Annotated in this window: 12 protein-coding genes; 3 read left to right on the forward strand and 9 right to left on the reverse strand. The window is 24.8% G+C overall.

The features are described from left to right. Positions 1-534 precede the first annotated feature (534 nt). On the forward strand, positions 535-1,053 hold the full coding sequence (locus MBBAR_RS03430; protein WP_080459871.1) for a type 1 glutamine amidotransferase domain-containing protein: 519 nt from the start codon (positions 535-537) through the stop codon (positions 1,051-1,053). Positions 1,054-1,299: 246 nt separating this feature from the next. Here the strand turns inward: MBBAR_RS03430 and MBBAR_RS03435 are convergent, their stop codons facing one another. The 3 genes from MBBAR_RS03435 to MBBAR_RS10040 form a co-directional block, all read right to left on the reverse strand. Beyond that, entirely contained in the window at positions 1,300-1,764 is a 465-nt protein-coding gene (locus tag MBBAR_RS03435) for a peptidoglycan-binding domain-containing protein (protein WP_158082516.1), read from the reverse strand. A 559-nt stretch (positions 1,765-2,323) separates the two neighbouring features. Further along, entirely contained in the window at positions 2,324-2,563 is a 240-nt protein-coding gene (locus MBBAR_RS03440; protein WP_080459873.1) for a hypothetical protein, read from the reverse strand. Between the two features lie 72 nt (positions 2,564-2,635). Continuing rightward, positions 2,636-4,051 (reverse strand): hypothetical protein, encoded by a 1,416-nt coding sequence (locus MBBAR_RS10040; protein WP_225370457.1) that lies wholly within the window; start codon positions 4,049-4,051, stop codon positions 2,636-2,638. A 945-nt stretch (positions 4,052-4,996) separates the two neighbouring features. Here MBBAR_RS10040 and MBBAR_RS03450 point away from each other — a divergent pair. Next, positions 4,997-5,566, forward strand: a complete 570-nt coding sequence (locus MBBAR_RS03450) for a DUF1523 family protein (protein WP_080459874.1) — start codon at positions 4,997-4,999, stop codon at positions 5,564-5,566. A 70-nt stretch (positions 5,567-5,636) separates the two neighbouring features. Here the strand turns inward: MBBAR_RS03450 and MBBAR_RS03455 are convergent, their stop codons facing one another. From MBBAR_RS03455 to pdxS, 3 genes are all read right to left on the reverse strand, one after another. Continuing rightward, complete coding sequence (locus MBBAR_RS03455; RefSeq protein ID WP_080459875.1) at positions 5,637-6,380, reverse strand: hypothetical protein; 744 nt, start codon at positions 6,378-6,380, stop codon at positions 5,637-5,639. A gap of 216 nt (positions 6,381-6,596) precedes the next feature. Continuing rightward, positions 6,597-10,799 (reverse strand): beta strand repeat-containing protein, encoded by a 4,203-nt coding sequence (locus MBBAR_RS03460; protein WP_080459876.1) that lies wholly within the window; start codon positions 10,797-10,799, stop codon positions 6,597-6,599. A gap of 785 nt (positions 10,800-11,584) precedes the next feature. Then, positions 11,585-12,466, reverse strand: a complete 882-nt coding sequence (gene pdxS, locus MBBAR_RS03465; protein ID WP_080459877.1) for a pyridoxal 5'-phosphate synthase lyase subunit PdxS — start codon at positions 12,464-12,466, stop codon at positions 11,585-11,587. A gap of 432 nt (positions 12,467-12,898) precedes the next feature. Between pdxS and MBBAR_RS10400 the strand changes: the two genes are divergently transcribed. Then, positions 12,899-13,075: a hypothetical protein gene (locus MBBAR_RS10400; protein ID WP_169835748.1), complete on the forward strand. Its 177-nt coding sequence runs from the start codon at positions 12,899-12,901 to the stop codon at positions 13,073-13,075. A 153-nt stretch (positions 13,076-13,228) separates the two neighbouring features. Here MBBAR_RS10400 and MBBAR_RS03470 read toward each other — a convergent pair whose 3' ends face one another. From MBBAR_RS03470 to MBBAR_RS03480, 3 genes are all read right to left on the reverse strand, one after another. Continuing rightward, positions 13,229-13,915 carry a HisA/HisF family protein gene (locus MBBAR_RS03470; RefSeq protein ID WP_080459878.1) on the reverse strand — a complete coding sequence of 229 codons (687 nt, stop codon included), beginning with the start codon at positions 13,913-13,915 and terminating at the stop codon, positions 13,229-13,231. 70 nt (positions 13,916-13,985) lie between these two features. After that, a complete protein-coding gene (locus MBBAR_RS03475) occupies positions 13,986-14,804 on the reverse strand; it encodes a potassium channel family protein (protein ID WP_158082517.1) in 819 nt (272 codons plus the stop codon). Between the two features lie 255 nt (positions 14,805-15,059). Continuing rightward, positions 15,060-16,022, reverse strand: a complete 963-nt coding sequence (locus tag MBBAR_RS03480; protein ID WP_080459880.1) for an arsenic resistance protein — start codon at positions 16,020-16,022, stop codon at positions 15,060-15,062. Positions 16,023-16,103: the final 81 nt, after the last annotated feature.

Raw genomic sequence — 16,103 nt, forward strand, 5'->3', positions numbered from 1 at the left:
TTTGAGAGATAAATTTACTTTTTTATCTTTTATTATTTTTTATTTTTCAATAATAATCTATTCAATAAATTTCAAAACTTCTTTTTTCTTTATAGGTTAATTGATAGCTTTCTTGTTAAACTTCTTCATTCAATAAGTAATTTATAAACTCATATATTTTTATCTTCAAAAATTATTGAAAATAGGCAAAAGAAGAGCTAAAAAATAATTTAATAAAAAAATAGAAAAATATTTAAAAATTTTTAAAAATTTTTAAATTATTATAAAAAAAATTAAATATTTTTAAATATAAATATATTATCAATGTTGATAAGTGGTCAAAATTTAAATTTCTAAAATTTTGCTAAGATTTCTAAAATTTGGTTAATATATTTATATTTATTATATAGATTTCTATATTAGAACTTTATATATTCAAAAATCTCTTGATTAAAAAATGATTAATAAGAAAAAGATATTAATAAATTCTTAAACAAAATAAATGAAAAATTTTGTCCACAAGTCAATTTATAGATAAAAATAGAGGGGAATTAAATGAGTAAAATTGCAGTTATTTTAGGAAATATGTATGAAGATGTAGAATACACAGAACCTGCAAAAGCTTTTAAAGAAAATGGACATGAATTGACAATCATAGGAGTTAAAAAAGGAGAAAAAGTTAAAGGTAAGCGGGGAAATTCATCAGCAATAATTGAGAGATCTGTTAAAGATGTATTAATAAATGATTTTGATGCTCTTTTTATACCAGGGGGATATTCTCCAGATGAATTAAGAGTAGATGAGGATGCTGTACTTTTTACAAAAAAATTTGTTGAAAGTGGTAAACCAGTTTTTGCAATATGTCATGCACCACAACTTTTAATCACTGCCCAAGCTATAAAAGGTCGTAAAATCACAGGATGGAAATCAATTATACAAGATATTAAAAATGCGGGAGCTACTTTTGTTGATGCAGAAGTTGTTAAAGATGACAACATAATTTCAAGTAGAAGTCCAGATGATATTCCTGCTTTTATTAAAGCAACACTTAAACAGCTAAACAATGATGAATAATTTTATTTTTTATTTTCATATTAAAAAATAGCTAATAGATAGTATAATAGGAAAGTTACTGACAATCAGCAAAATTCTTAAATTTAAAAGGAAAATATATTAGAAAAACAAAAACAAACATTAAAATAATAGCCTTTACTCAAATACACAAAAAACAAGAAAAAAACAATGATCAATGAAATAAATACTCAAAAAAGTATATAAAACAAACAAAATGAAACTATAAAAAAATAATATATAAAGATTTTAAATCTTTATAGTTAAACTATTTTTACGAGGATATCCATCTATAGAATCTTTTATATTATTAGATTCAGTTACATGGCTTCCATTATTTCTTATATTTTTTTCAACCATAGACAGTTTAGTTGGAATACTAATTTTTCCTCCACTAAACGTATTATTGTCTTTTTCAAACATTTTAAGAGCAGTTTCTGTATCTACTCCAAAATATCCATCTATTTCTCCCTTATAGTATTTATTTGTCTTAAGCCAATTCTGAAGATCAATAACCTCTTGACCATAGCTACCTTTTTCTAAATGTCCTAAACTAGCTATTAAATTATTTTCTTTAGCCTCTTTTACAACATCAATTGCACTTACAGATACTAAAGAATAAGCTATGAAAAAAATAAATACTAAAGAAAATATTTTTTTCCTAATATTAACGCCCCCATTTAGAACGGGAAAAATGTGAAAAAATAAACACAAAAAACATTCTAAACAGATTAATATTGGTTAAAATAATATATAAATCTTTTGGTTTTTCCATTTTAAGACTAAAATATTATTTATTTCAAATATTAAGTTAAATATGAATTATTAATGTAAAACGAATGTTATTTATAATTAATATTTTTTATATGAGTTTTTTCTTAATATAACTTATAAATAACAACTTTCCCTGTTTTGTTTTGGATTAATATTTGTATAACATTTTCAAAAGATGTAGTATCATTTACAGCATACCATATCTGAAAATCATTTATTTGAGAAGATATATCACTAATTTCATATCCTCTTGATGAAGCTAATTTAGTAACGTAATTCTTTATTTCACTATCCCATTAATAGAAATAATATTTGTGAGATTTTCAACATTTTCTCTATTTTTAAAGTGCTTCTCCAATTCTTTTGGATTATCACCTTCAGCATCTAATATGCCCCATTCACTTCCATATCCATATCCAGATTTTATTTGAGATTCTATTTGAGATTCTATTTGAGATTCTATTTGAGATTTTATTTGATATCCTATTTAATATCCTATTTAATATCCTATTTGAGATTCATCTCCTGATACAGACCCTATTTGAGATCCATTTCCAGGAAAAAGAAACATGAAAACATTATTGAATATAAAACTTATTTGATTAATGAAATCAGCATATAAGCTCTGTAAATTAAATTCTACAATATTAAAAGTCACATTAGGATTTTCTTCGGCTGAAACTCCTCCAATCATAATAAAAAAAAGTGTTAAAATACTGAATATTGTTTTAAATTGCACTGTTTTAACCACCTATATTATTTATCCTTACCTATATTATTTATATCTAATTTATCAATTATATTTAGCTTATTAAAATCGCTTATATCCAATTACAATAAGTACTACTATTAATACAAAAATAATTAAATATTTAATAAAATCATTATTATAAATTTTTTTAGCTTCTTTATTTATATTTAATTCATAACTATTTTGTTTTTGAGCTTTTAAAGAATCAAAACCAACAGATTTTGAATTTGTATTATTAGATACTATATTAATATTCTCATTTAAATAATTTTGAGTAATAAAATTAAAAATATCACTTAATGGTTTAAAGATAGGATTATTTGTTTGATTTATCTTTTCTTGATATGGAGTAGTATTGTTACTTGGATTTAAAATATCTTTCACTGTTTTAATCCAATTTTTTGGGAAATTAGTAAAATTGTTTGTGAAAAAACGTTTTTCCCATTCAGGATTATCAGTTCCCCAATCATTATTCTCAAAGTTAATGATATTTGAAGCTGAATATTCTACATAAATAGCATTTCCCATATAAACATCATCTCCATGTGCTGCAGAGTTATTAATTATAAGATTATTATTAAATATTATGTTTAATGGAATAGCTTCAAGTTTTTGAACAATGTAAATTAAACCTCCAAATTCTGCAGAATTATTGAAGAATATGGAATCTTTTACAATTGTTTTAGCTGATGTGAAAATCGCTCCCCCATAGGTACCTGCATTATTATTAGTAAAAGTCGAATTTTGTATAGTTGAATTGCTTGTCCAAATATATAATGCACCGCCCCACTCATCAGCATAATTATTATCAAATGAACAATTGTATATGTTTGTATTAGTATAGATTTCTCCCCTGATAGCGCCACCATCACGTTTTGCATGGTTATTTACGAAAATTGAGTTGTAAATATCTGTATTTCCTCTGTATGTGGTTATTGCCCCTCCATCATGACCTGCATAATTTCCTATAAATAATGAATTATTGACAAATAAATATCCTGCTGTTTCTGTACCATAGTTATCAATTGCACCACCATTTACAGAAGCAGTATTATTAATAAAAGCACAATTATCCACAAATACATTTCCAGCTTCACTATGTATAGCTCCACCATGTCCATCAACTCTACCATTAATGAATGTAATATTAATAAAATTTACATAAGCTCTATTAGATTTTATTATAAAAATATTATTAGAATAATTTCCATCAATGATAATATTTTCACGACTACTATTGCCCATAATAGTTATATTTTTATCAATAATTATTCCTGATTCTGAATACAATCCTGGCTCCAATATTATAATACCATTTTCTAAAGAATTATTAATAGTTTTTTGAATAGATGAATTATTATTTATAGATATATTATTATGAAGACTGTTTTCTTCAGCAGAAACTTGGGAAAAAGAGAAAAAGAATATAAAAATGATAAATACCATTAAAATAATGTTTTTTTTATAATTTAACATTTTAACCCTTAAGAATTTTATATTTTGGAAATGAGTTATAATATTATATTTCAAAGCTAATACACATTTTATATAAATATTCAATAGATTTACTGTATGAATATACTAATATTATAATAATATTATACTAATATGAATTATATAATAGGATTTGTATAATACGATTTGTATAATATAATTTGTATAATATAATTTATATAATATAATTTGTATCTATTGATAAATATTTATTTAATCAATATATATACTTTTACATATCGACTATTTTTCATTAAAACTTATTGAAATGAATTTTAAAAAGTTTTTTACATATAATAATCTAATTTTAGTAATATTATTAATATTAAATGAAAAAATGAAAATAACTAACCATCAAAAGAGAAAAAACAATATAAAAGAAAAATATGCAAAAACTGGAATATACATCATCCACATCATCCCATAAAAAAAACAAAGCATAAAAACAAGAAAATTTAAAAGAGAAATATAAACAATTAAAATTATTTTTCAACTCTATTTAAATTTTTTTAATTATTATTTATTTTTAAAATAAAAGAATATTAAAACATTTTGCTAAAAACTATTAGTACACTTTGCTAAAAACTATTAGTAATAATATTTTTTTGTTATGTATTAAATGTTTATTATTTATATATCATTAGATAGTTTTAAAATACTTTTTTTATTAAATAAGATTTTTATTAAATAAGATAAAAATATTTAGTATTATTTTAATAATACCTAATATAAACCTTTATAAATTTAGTATATAATTATTTCTATTATTTTTTATTGGTTTTCAATCTATTAAATAGGAGTTATAGTTAAATTTAAATATTAAATCTTTAGAGAATATTATTAAAATAAAAAACAAAACTATAATAAAATAAACAAAAAATTCATATAACAAAATCAAAAATAAAATTATTAGGAGAATTAGATAATATGTTTGTAGCGCCTAATTGGTTTGAAGGATGGTTAATACAATTTGGAATATTTATAGTAATACCATTAATTGTAGCAATAATCATAGGATTAATAATTAAGAGAAAAAAAGACAGTAAGGGATTAGGTCTTATTAGTTTAGGAATATCTTTTATTATAGTACTTCTTATTATGATGCCAGTAGGTAGTGTATTTTGGCATTATACTTATGAAGTACCATCGGTTCAAGAAAAGATAATCACAGTTCAAGAATGGCAACCTAAAGCAGGTATCAAATACAATACTGAAGGTGTTATGACAATAGACAATGCTGATCAATTAATGTTAATTACAACAGAAGGAGAAGGATTTTTAAATGAAGAAAACTTCTTATTCCAAAAATTTAACACAAGAGACATTTTCAATGACTTAAAAATTAATGGAACCTATAAAATTAAATATTATGGGTGGAGAAATGGATTTAATAGTGGTTTTCCTAATATATTATCAGTGGAAAAAGTAATTAATGAAAATGGAACAACAAATAATAAATATGGTGATTATTTCGGAGTTAAACTAGCAAAAGAATAAAAAATTTTAATCTTTTGCTAACTAAAAATATATTAAAAATATATAAAAACACAGACAAAACTATAAAAAATTAATAATAATAAACTTTGATATCTCGAATAAATATATTTTCATACAATTGAATTTTTAAACTGTTTTTTCCATATCCTTTAAAAGTTTTATAAGAAGTTTTAGTGCCTTTAAAATTAGTTAAAATTAATTTAACTGCCTTAATTTTGTATTTTTTACTTTTAGTTATGATTTTAACATTTTGATATTTAATTATTGGTATATTGCCAAGTTGTGTAATCTTATAATCACCTTTTTGTACTGCTTTAGCATTAGCTTTTCCACTAGCCAAATAATTAACTAATGTAAAATTATTAGTATAATAGTAAGAATAGAAACTTTCATTTTTAATCTTTCCTTTAGTAAAATAATTAATGGTAACTTTATCAATGAAAGTATCATCTTTATTTAAGATATCTATTTTCAAAGATTTCTTATTTTTCCCAGTATAATTCTTATAAAGAAAATTCCTAATTTTATGTGTTTCATTATCAACAACAGCATATCTTACATTTACTGATCTGATTTTATATTTATTTTGATAATTTTTTTTAATATTAATCTTATAATATTCTTTAGAATTATTATTTTTAAATGCATAAACTTGTTCAATATTCGAAATCTTTTTATTGATATTAGAAGAAAAAGAACCTTTATATTGAGTCAATTTCTCACTATTAGCACTAACTGCAAAACTTGTACTCATTGCAAAAACAGACACAAGAGCAACTACACCAACAATCAATAAAAACCTACTAAACCTCATTCGAACCTCTCCTAACAATTTAAATTTTCATGAAAATAAAAGCTTCATTTTAAACTTATAAAAATAAAAAATTTTTATAAATAAATATAATAAATATTTATCATTAAATATTAATATATAAACATATAAATGTATTCATAAATTTATAAAAAAAAATAAATAAAAAGAGAAAAATAATCAATTCTCCCCAAATAAAATATAATTTTAAATGTATTTTTAACTTCGTTTTCTTGCAAAAGTAACTGTGAAAATACCTACTAATAATAAAACAACAGCTATTATTGGAATTCCTGTTTTTTTCATAGAAGCATAAACTAAATCACTAGTACTATTATTATTAGTATTAGTATGTTTAGTATTATTAGTATTGTTAGTATTATTAGTGTTGTTAGTGTTGTTAGTGTTATTAGTGTTGCTGTTTTTTACATTAAAACTAGAATCGTTAATGAAACCTAAATATATTTCATTTCCATTAAAAGTTAATTTAATATTGGTTTTACCATTATGAGTTGGTTTATATTTTAAACTCCAAAAACCACTAGAATCAGTTCTTAAATTATAAACACGACCATCAAGTATAACAGTAATAGTAATATTAGCTAATGGATTACCGTTTTCATCATAGGCATTACCATTAATTGTTATAGTTTCACCTACTTTAATAATACTAGGAAGTTTTATAGTGGAATTAGTAGCTAATTTACTAACATTGAAAGTCTTATTTTCAATAAAACCTTCGTAATGGTTATCACCTTGATAAATCAAAGATAAATCAAGTACTCCAGGCTTTTTTGGAGTATAATTTAAATTCCAATTACCATCAGAATCAGTAACTATGTTATATGATTCATTCTCAATAATGAGTTCTAAATTAGCATTTTTTATTGTATTATTGTTCTGATCAGTTAAAAGACCAGAAATTAAAACTGTTTGATTAAACTTAACAGTCTCGAGAATATCAATAGTAGATCTACTAGATAACTTAGTAACATTGAAACTTGTAATATTAGTAAAAGCAGTATAATTCTCATTACCAACATAAGTAACAATAACATCAATAGTACCTGTACGATTAGTTGTATAATTAAGACTCCAACCACCAGTAGAATTAATAATAACATCATCATAAACATTACCATCAACACTAACAGTCAAAAAATCAGAACCATAACCAACATAACCAACAAGCTCACCAAAAATAGTAACATTCTCACCAATACTCACTGAATCTGGATTAACAACAATACTAGAATTAGTATCATTCAAATTCACAGTAAAACTACTTGCATTATTAAAACTAGTATAATTCTCATTACCAATATAAATAACAATAACATCAATAGTACCTGTACGATTAGTTGTATAATTAAGACTCCAACCACCAGTAGAATTAATAGTAACATCATTATAAACATTACCATCAACAATAACAGTCAAAAAATCAGAACCATAACCAACATAACCCTCAAGCTCACCAAAAATAGTAACATTATCACCAATTTGAACACTAGCTACAATAATACTAGAATTAGTACTATTCCTTTCAACTTCAAAACTAGTACTATTACTAAAAGCAGTATAATTATCATTACCACTAAAATTAACACTAACAGTTATATTACCTGTCTTGTTAGTTGTGTAATTAAAATTCCAACCACCAGTACCATCAACAGGGACGTCTGTATAATGATTACCATCAACAGTAACATTAACACCAGACATACCAGTAAAATTATCCAACTGACCAGAAATAGTAACATTCTCACCAATATTAACACTAGAAGGAACAACAATGAGAGTAGAATTAGTACTATTCTTAACAACTTCAAAACTAGTACTATTACTAAAAGCAGTATAATTCTCATTACCAACATAAATAACACTAACAGTTATATTTCCTGTACGATTAGTTGTGTAATTAAGACTCCAACCACCAGTAGAATTAATAATAACATTATCATAAACATTACCATCAACACTAACAGTTAAAATGTCAGAGCCATTACCAACATAACCAACAAACTGACCAGAAATAGTAATATTATCACCAATATTCACAGTTTCAGGATTAACAACAATACTAGAATTAGTATCATTCAAACTCACAGTAAAACTAGTACTATTAGTAAAACTAGTATAATTCTCATTACCATCATAAGTAACACTAAGATTTATGTTTCCTGTGCGGTTAGTTGTGTAATTAAGACTCCAACCACCAGTAGAATTAATAATAACATCATCATAAACATTACCATCAACACTAACAGTCAAAGTGTCAGAGCCATTACCAACATAACCAACAAGCTGACCAGTAATATTAGCATTAGTACCAATTTGAACATTACCTACAATAATAGTAGAATTAGTACTATTCCTCAACACTTCAAAACTAGTAATATTAGTAAAACCAGTGCAATTATCATTACCACTAAAACTAACAATAACTTTTATATTACCTGTCTTGTTAGTTCTGTAATTAAGACTCCAACCACCAGTATCATTAACAGGGACGTCTGTGTAAATATTACCATCAACAGTAACATTAACACCAGCTATACCAGCATAATCAGCTAAATGACCAGAAATAGTAACATTCTCACCAATACTCACTGGATCATTAATAACAATTATACTAGAATTAATGTTAAAATTTAGAATCACATTCTGACTATCTAAAGTAGCAGCTAAAGTTTGAACACCAGCTGTAGCTGTTGCATTATAAACAAAACCATCAACACGACTACTATTAAAATCATCACCATTGAAAGTTCCATTAACAACAAAATCAGGTAAAAATTCAACACCATCATTACTAAGCGTAGTATTCAAAACTAACAACATAAAACTAACATTATCACCAAAATGAACACCATCCAAACTAGAAGTATTAGTAATATTCAAAATAAAATGATTAAGAGTATCAATGCCCAAAATTTTACCAGTTATATTATTAAGACCCCACCAATTACGATCAAAACTACTATTATCATTATGACCAGTAATATTAACACCAACAGAAGCAATAATACGATTATACTCAACAGTAACATTAACCAATGAACCAGAACTTAAACCAGTAAAATTCAAACCAGCCTTAGTAGCAAAAATAGTATTACCACTAACAACAAAATCAGTCACATTAGTAACACCAGCACCACTAGTATAGAAATAAAAACCATCACCATTAGTAACATTAATAGTATTATTCAAGAAATTAACACCCTTAACATTACCATTAGACAAATAAACATAAACACCATAACTAACACCAGTAATATTGTTGTTGGCGAAGGTTATATTGGTGTTGTTGCTACTGTATGCATACAGAGAAACACAATAACTAACACCAGTAATATTGTTATTGACGAAGGATATATTGATGTTGTTGCTACTGTACGCCTCCAGATAAACACCACGTGATGTTCCTGAGATGTTGTTGTTGGCTAAGATTATATTGGTGTTGTTGCTACTGTATGCATACAGATAAATACCATTGCCGGATGTTACTGTGATTTTGTTGTTGGCGAAGGTTATATTGGTGTTGTTGCTGCTGGATGCATACAGAGAAACACCACTGCCAGATGTTCCTGTGATGTTGTTGTTGGCGAAGGTTATATTGGTGTTGTTGCTGCTGGATGCAGACAGATCAACACCAAGGCCGTGTGTTCCTGTGATGTTGTTGTTGGTGAAGGTTATATTGGTGTTGTTGCTGCTGTCTGCATACAGATCAACACCATAGTCTGTTCCTGTGATGTTGTTGTTTTCAAAAACCAAATTAGCAGACGAAATAGGACTAGCATAACTACTATCACCTAAGTATACACCAGAATAACCACCAGTTATATTATTACCACTAAATAAAACATCAAAAACAGTCTTATCAGCAGATTTACCGAATAAAGAAACAGCACCACGATAACTAGTAGATATACTGGATTTAATAATATTATCCTTAATAGCAACGCCCGTTATAGGATTAGCACTACCACTACTATTTAAATTAATACTAACACCAGAAGTAGTAATATTATTATCACTAACAGTCAAATCACTACAATTAGATTTTATAGCTGTAGTATAACCACTAATAGTTAAATTAATAATCTTTACATTAGTAGCATTAATATTAAACAAAGTATCAACACTAGATGTTGTGAATTTAGCACCACCACGACTTTTACCAATAATAGAAGCATTACGACTAATATTAAGCTGACCCCAATCATCATAATCACCATCATCAAAACTAATCACCAAATCATTATCAAAATCATTATCAATAACACTTTGAAACTGTTCAGTATTATTAGCATTATTAAAATCATAACTAGCTGCACTAGCACTAGATAAAGCTAAAAAGATAAATAAAACACACACAACAAAAATAATTGGCTTAAAAAGTCTATTTATTATAAACATTTTCGTTTTTTCACCTCCTGATCCAATCAATCAGATATAAATATAAAATATGTAACTATAATGAAAATGAATACTCACTATGTTACAAGGATAATAATATAAAAATACTCCTATATAAATATTACCCCTTAAAAATAAAAAACAATAGCTATCCCCCCCCCCCGCCTTAAAATTAAAAATAAAGGATTATTAAAGATAATTGAAAAAATATAAGAAAAAAAACACAAAAATTATGGGTCAACCCCTATTTTATTAATTTATCTCAGTTTTCAGAGGATAAAAATGATTGAAAATGAACAAAAAGTTCATAAATCAATTCTTAAATTATATCCTCCTCAAACCTTTCAATTTTGTTAAATATCGAATTATATGTTCAAATGCTTTAATCATAATTGTTACTGGATTGTTACTTTATTTTTTTCTTGGCATCTATAAGCATTGAACTATAAGATATTAATTTGCATAAATATGCATTAACTAGTATAATCAAATTAACATATATACTTATCTAATATTTAAATAACAATATATTTTACTATAATTAAGATTCATTCAGTATTCTTTCAGCTATAAGATAAATATAATTAGATAACAAATAGATTGACAACCTATGAATTAAATAAACTATAAATTAAATAATATAAAAAATAAATCAATATTTAATGAAAAAATAAATAATAAAAAAGTATGAATAAAAAAATAATGAATATAATTAAAAACCACTGAAAAACAACACTGAAAAATAAGATTTAAAAAATAAGAAAGAAAAATTAGTTAATGAGTAATTACCATCCTCTTTCTTGCATACGCTCATTTTCAGCTATTTCAGAGATTTCAACCCCTTTCATAGCTTCACCTAAACCTTTTGAAACATCAGCTAAAACTTCAGGTTTATCATAATTTGCTGTAGCTTCAACAATAGCTTTTGCAAATTCTTCAGGGTTTTCAGATTTGAAAATACCAGAACCAACAAAAATACCATCAGAACCCAATTGCATCATAAGAGAAGCATCAGCAGGAGTAGCTACACCACCAGCAGCAAAATTAACAACAGGCAACTTACCAATTTCTGCAACTTCTTTTACAAGTGGGAAAGGAGCTTCGATAATTCTAGCGAAATTTCTTAATTCTTCTTCGTTTTTACCTTGAATTTCACGGATTTCAGAAGTAACCATTCTCATATGGCGAACAGCTTCAACAATGTTTCCAGTACCAGGTTCACCTTTAGTTCTGATCATAGCTGCACCTTCATCAATTCTACGTAAAGCTTCCCCTAAGTTTCTTGCTCCACATACAAATGGAATAGTGAATTCTTTCTTATTAATATGATATTCTTCATCAGCAGGTGTAAGTACTTCACTTTCATCAATCATATCTACACCTAAAGTTTCTAAAATCTGAGCTTCAGCTATATGACCAATTCGTGCTTTAGCCATAACAGGTATTGAAACTGCCTCAACAATTTCCTTAACTTTATTTGGATCAGCCATTCTAGCTACTCCACCACTAGCACGAATATCTGCAGGTACCTTTTCTAAAGCCATTACTGCAACTGCACCAGCATCTTCAGCAATACCTGCTTCTGTAGCATTAACAACATCCATAATGACTCCACCTTTAGTCATTTTTGCGAATCCTTCTTTTAAAACATCAGTTCCTTTTTTCATAAATATTCTCCTTAAATTACCAATATCGTATCATCATAATAAAAATATTATTATTAAAAACATTATTAAAAATATTGTTATTAATATTATTGTTAATATTATTGTTAATATTGTTATTAATATTATTATTAATTTTATTATTATTAACTTTCATAAAAGTCATAAAATAATTAAAAATATTAAAAATATTAAATATCTTTAATCAATATAGAGTTTTTTCCTTATTAATAATAAAACTTTCTAAAAAAGAGATAAAAAATAATAGTTAGAAAAAGGTTTAATAATGATAAGAAATAAACTTTTAGAATAAAATAAAAGTTAAAATTAATTACTAAATAATCAATAAATATTAAATAAGCAATAAATATTAAATAATCATTTAATTATATAATTATTACAAATTTTCATGATAATAATCAATAGTGTGATAAAATGGCAACAGGAACACTTATATTCTCACATATAATTCCCGCAGTTTTAGGATTTTTCGGAGTATTACTTTTAATATCCGGAATAATGGATAATGAGAAAAAAATAACAATTATAGGAGCTTTATTATTTATAGTAGCAGCTATAAGTCCATTTATAGTACTAAACTTTGTTATTTAATAAAATATAAAAATATTGCAAATAATACCAATATTATTTTAATACCAATATTAATTTTATAAATATATTAGTTCTATGAATATATTGGTTCTATGAATATACAATAAATGAATGTAAAAATAAATTTAAAGTAAATATAAAATAAATATAAAATTAAATAATTCTTATTTCTCCATTATGTAATGCAGACCCAACTAATGCTTTATTAATACCAAACTTTTCTATATTAGGAATCTCTTCCTTGTTTATACCACCACCAAGAATTAATTTATCTTTAAACTCAGAAAAGCTATTTAATAATTCAGTATTAAAACCCTTTTTTGTTCCAACATTAGATATATCCAACAATATAATTTCATTAGGATCAATTTCAATCAAATCTTTTTTAAAATCATTTAAACTAACTTCAAAATTTTTAGAAAGTAACTCTCCATTTTTAATATCTACACTAACAACAACCCTCTCTTTTGGATACTTATCAAAAACTTTATACAACTCTTCAATAGATTCAAGAGTTTCACTAGCAACAATTAACTTATTTGCAAATTCTAAGAAAAAATCAAATGATTCTAGATTCCTTATTCCACTATCCAACATAACAGGAAGAACTGTATTTATCATTTTAATTTTATTAAGATTATGCCCTTTTTTTTCAATTAAATCCAAATCCGCAATATAAACCTGTTTTGCACCATTAATTTTAAGATTATTGGCAATTGAAATAGGATCACTATCTGAAGCAAAAATAGAATTAAGAGGAGTATAAGTATCCCTATTTCCTGATTTTCCAGAAACAGCCATAGAATTCATCAAATCTAATACAGGTATTACTTCTAACATTAAAACCCTCCAAACATAAATTTTCTAGAAAATTACATAATTTAAAAACTATTATTACATAATTTAAAAGCTATTTTTCTAATTTTTTAATCATACCTTTAATTTCATTTAATTCATCCTGAGTTTTTTCAAACTTTTCTATTAACAATTTATTTTGCTCATCAAGTTTTTTATCTCTTGTAACTTTTTCTTCACGGAATTTTTGAAATATAGAACTTGCTAAAGATGCAGTAGCAAATGTAGCAAAAGAAACTCCACTAACAATTAAAAAAGCAGCAGTAACTCTTCCAGCTAAGGTAAAAGGCACAATATCCCCATATCCAGTAGTGGTTACTGAAACTAATGAGAACCAAATTGCATCTTCAAATACACCTATACTTGGATTAAGATTAAACTCAAAAATATAAAATAAAACAGACCCTATAATAAATATAGCGGTAATAGCGATTATACCGTAGCCAAGTCCATTTTGTTTTGAAAATGAAATAAAATTAGATCCTAAAAGTTTCAAAATATAAATTAAAGCAAATAAATGTAAAATTCTAAAAACATACAATACTGTATAAACTCCTGCACCCATATCATACCCCCAAATAGAGAGAAAAATAAATTCAAATGGGATAACTGCAAGAATAATTATTAATAATTTAGGAAAATACTTTTTAATATTTTCAAAAAATAAAAAATTAATACTTAAAAAGAATATTAAGAGTATTGAAACAATTAAATCAAAGCTAGCAACAATACGTTGATTATAATGTTGAAAAGGAAATATTGACTCCAAAACTAAAATAATTATGTCTGCAATAATCAAAAACAAAAATATTGTTAATAATGCTTGAAAAATGTTTCCTATAGTATTTTTAAGCTGATAATTAATTATAAACACCCACCCAATGTTACTAAACTTCTTAAAATATTTATAATCGAATAAGGACATTAAATTTAAATTAAATTTAAAAATTACATAAAATTTAGATTTAAATATTGAATTTAAATTTAGATTTAAAGATTACATTAAAATTTTATTGTTAATCAAGTCATTTATATATTTTTATTAGAGCTATTAATATATGAATATTTCTAAAAATAAAAGATAATAAGAATAATTGGAAAAATATTAGAAAGTTAAAAAATTAAGAAATTATAAAAAATTTTTTCTTTTGATAAACAGCAAAACTTGAGATATAATAGCTAAAACAGGTAATTCTATTAAAGGCCCTATAACTAATGCTAAAGCAACTAAAGGTTGATTTGGAAAAGCTATTACAGCTATAGCTAAAGCAATTGGAGAATTTCTTGCAAGAGTAGTCATAGATAGGCTAACTGAATCTGCATAACAAAAATTTAATTTGTTAGTCAACAGTCTACCTATAAAAAAGTTTAAAATGAAAAATAAAAACATTGGAATAAGTAAAAGTAAAATAACCCACAAATTATTAACCAATAAATAACCATTTGAAGCAAACATACAAAAAATAGCTAAACTCAAAAAAATGATTTGGGAAGACTCAAAAAAACTAAAAAAATTATCTTTAAAACTATTTAATGATTTCATATTTGTAAAAAGATATCTAGCTATTTGAGCTAAAATAAATGGTAAAAAAACCATAAGTAATATGCTTTCAAGTAAAATTCCATAATCAAATGAACCAAAAACACCAAAAAATAATAATAAATATATTGGAAGAAGTATTAATTGTAATATTAAATTTAAAGGAAGAATTGAAGTTGAAAGAGGAAGATTTCCTTTAGCAATATCTGTAAAAATTAGGTACCAATCAGTACAAGGAGTTACCATCAACATTATAAAACCAATCCAAATATCAATATGTTGATTTAAAAAGATAGCTCCAAGGATATAAGCAAATAAAGGAGTCCAAATAAAGTTCATTAAAATAGTAACTTTTGCAAATTTAAAATTAGAGAAACTCTTCTTAAAATCTTTAAGAGATATAGATCCAAATATACCAAATAACATCAAAAATAAAAAAGGTATTATAAAATAGCCTGCACTATTATTAATTATTGTGAGTTGTCCAAAAACTAGTCCAAATATTATAGCAACAAGTATTATAATGGATTGAAATTTTTCTAAAACATTCATATTATCGGTTGAAGTAAATTATATTATTTTAAAGATATCATTGAATTTTAGAATTTTACAAATAAGTTTTATTAATATAAT

Origin of the sequence: Methanobrevibacter arboriphilus JCM 13429 = DSM 1125 (assembly GCF_002072215.1) — an archaeon.
In the GTDB taxonomy this organism is placed as follows: domain Archaea; phylum Methanobacteriota; class Methanobacteria; order Methanobacteriales; family Methanobacteriaceae; genus Methanobinarius; species Methanobinarius arboriphilicus.

Coding starts and splice junctions, on each gene's coding strand:
- MBBAR_RS03430 (WP_080459871.1), top strand. CDS start 535: ATGAGTAAAATTGCAGTTATTTTAGGAAATATGTATGAAGATGTAGAA.
- MBBAR_RS03460 (WP_080459876.1), bottom strand. CDS start 10,799: ATGTTTATAATAAATAGACTTTTTAAGCCAATTATTTTTGTTGTGTGT.
- MBBAR_RS10400 (WP_169835748.1), top strand. CDS start 12,899: ATGGCAACAGGAACACTTATATTCTCACATATAATTCCCGCAGTTTTA.
- pdxS (WP_080459877.1), bottom strand. CDS start 12,466: ATGAAAAAAGGAACTGATGTTTTAAAAGAAGGATTCGCAAAAATGACT.
- MBBAR_RS03470 (WP_080459878.1), bottom strand. CDS start 13,915: ATGTTAGAAGTAATACCTGTATTAGATTTGATGAATTCTATGGCTGTT.
- MBBAR_RS03455 (WP_080459875.1), bottom strand. CDS start 6,380: ATGAGGTTTAGTAGGTTTTTATTGATTGTTGGTGTAGTTGCTCTTGTG.
- MBBAR_RS03480 (WP_080459880.1), bottom strand. CDS start 16,022: ATGAATGTTTTAGAAAAATTTCAATCCATTATAATACTTGTTGCTATA.
- MBBAR_RS03450 (WP_080459874.1), top strand. CDS start 4,997: ATGTTTGTAGCGCCTAATTGGTTTGAAGGATGGTTAATACAATTTGGA.
- MBBAR_RS10040 (WP_225370457.1), bottom strand. CDS start 4,051: ATGTTAAATTATAAAAAAAACATTATTTTAATGGTATTTATCATTTTT.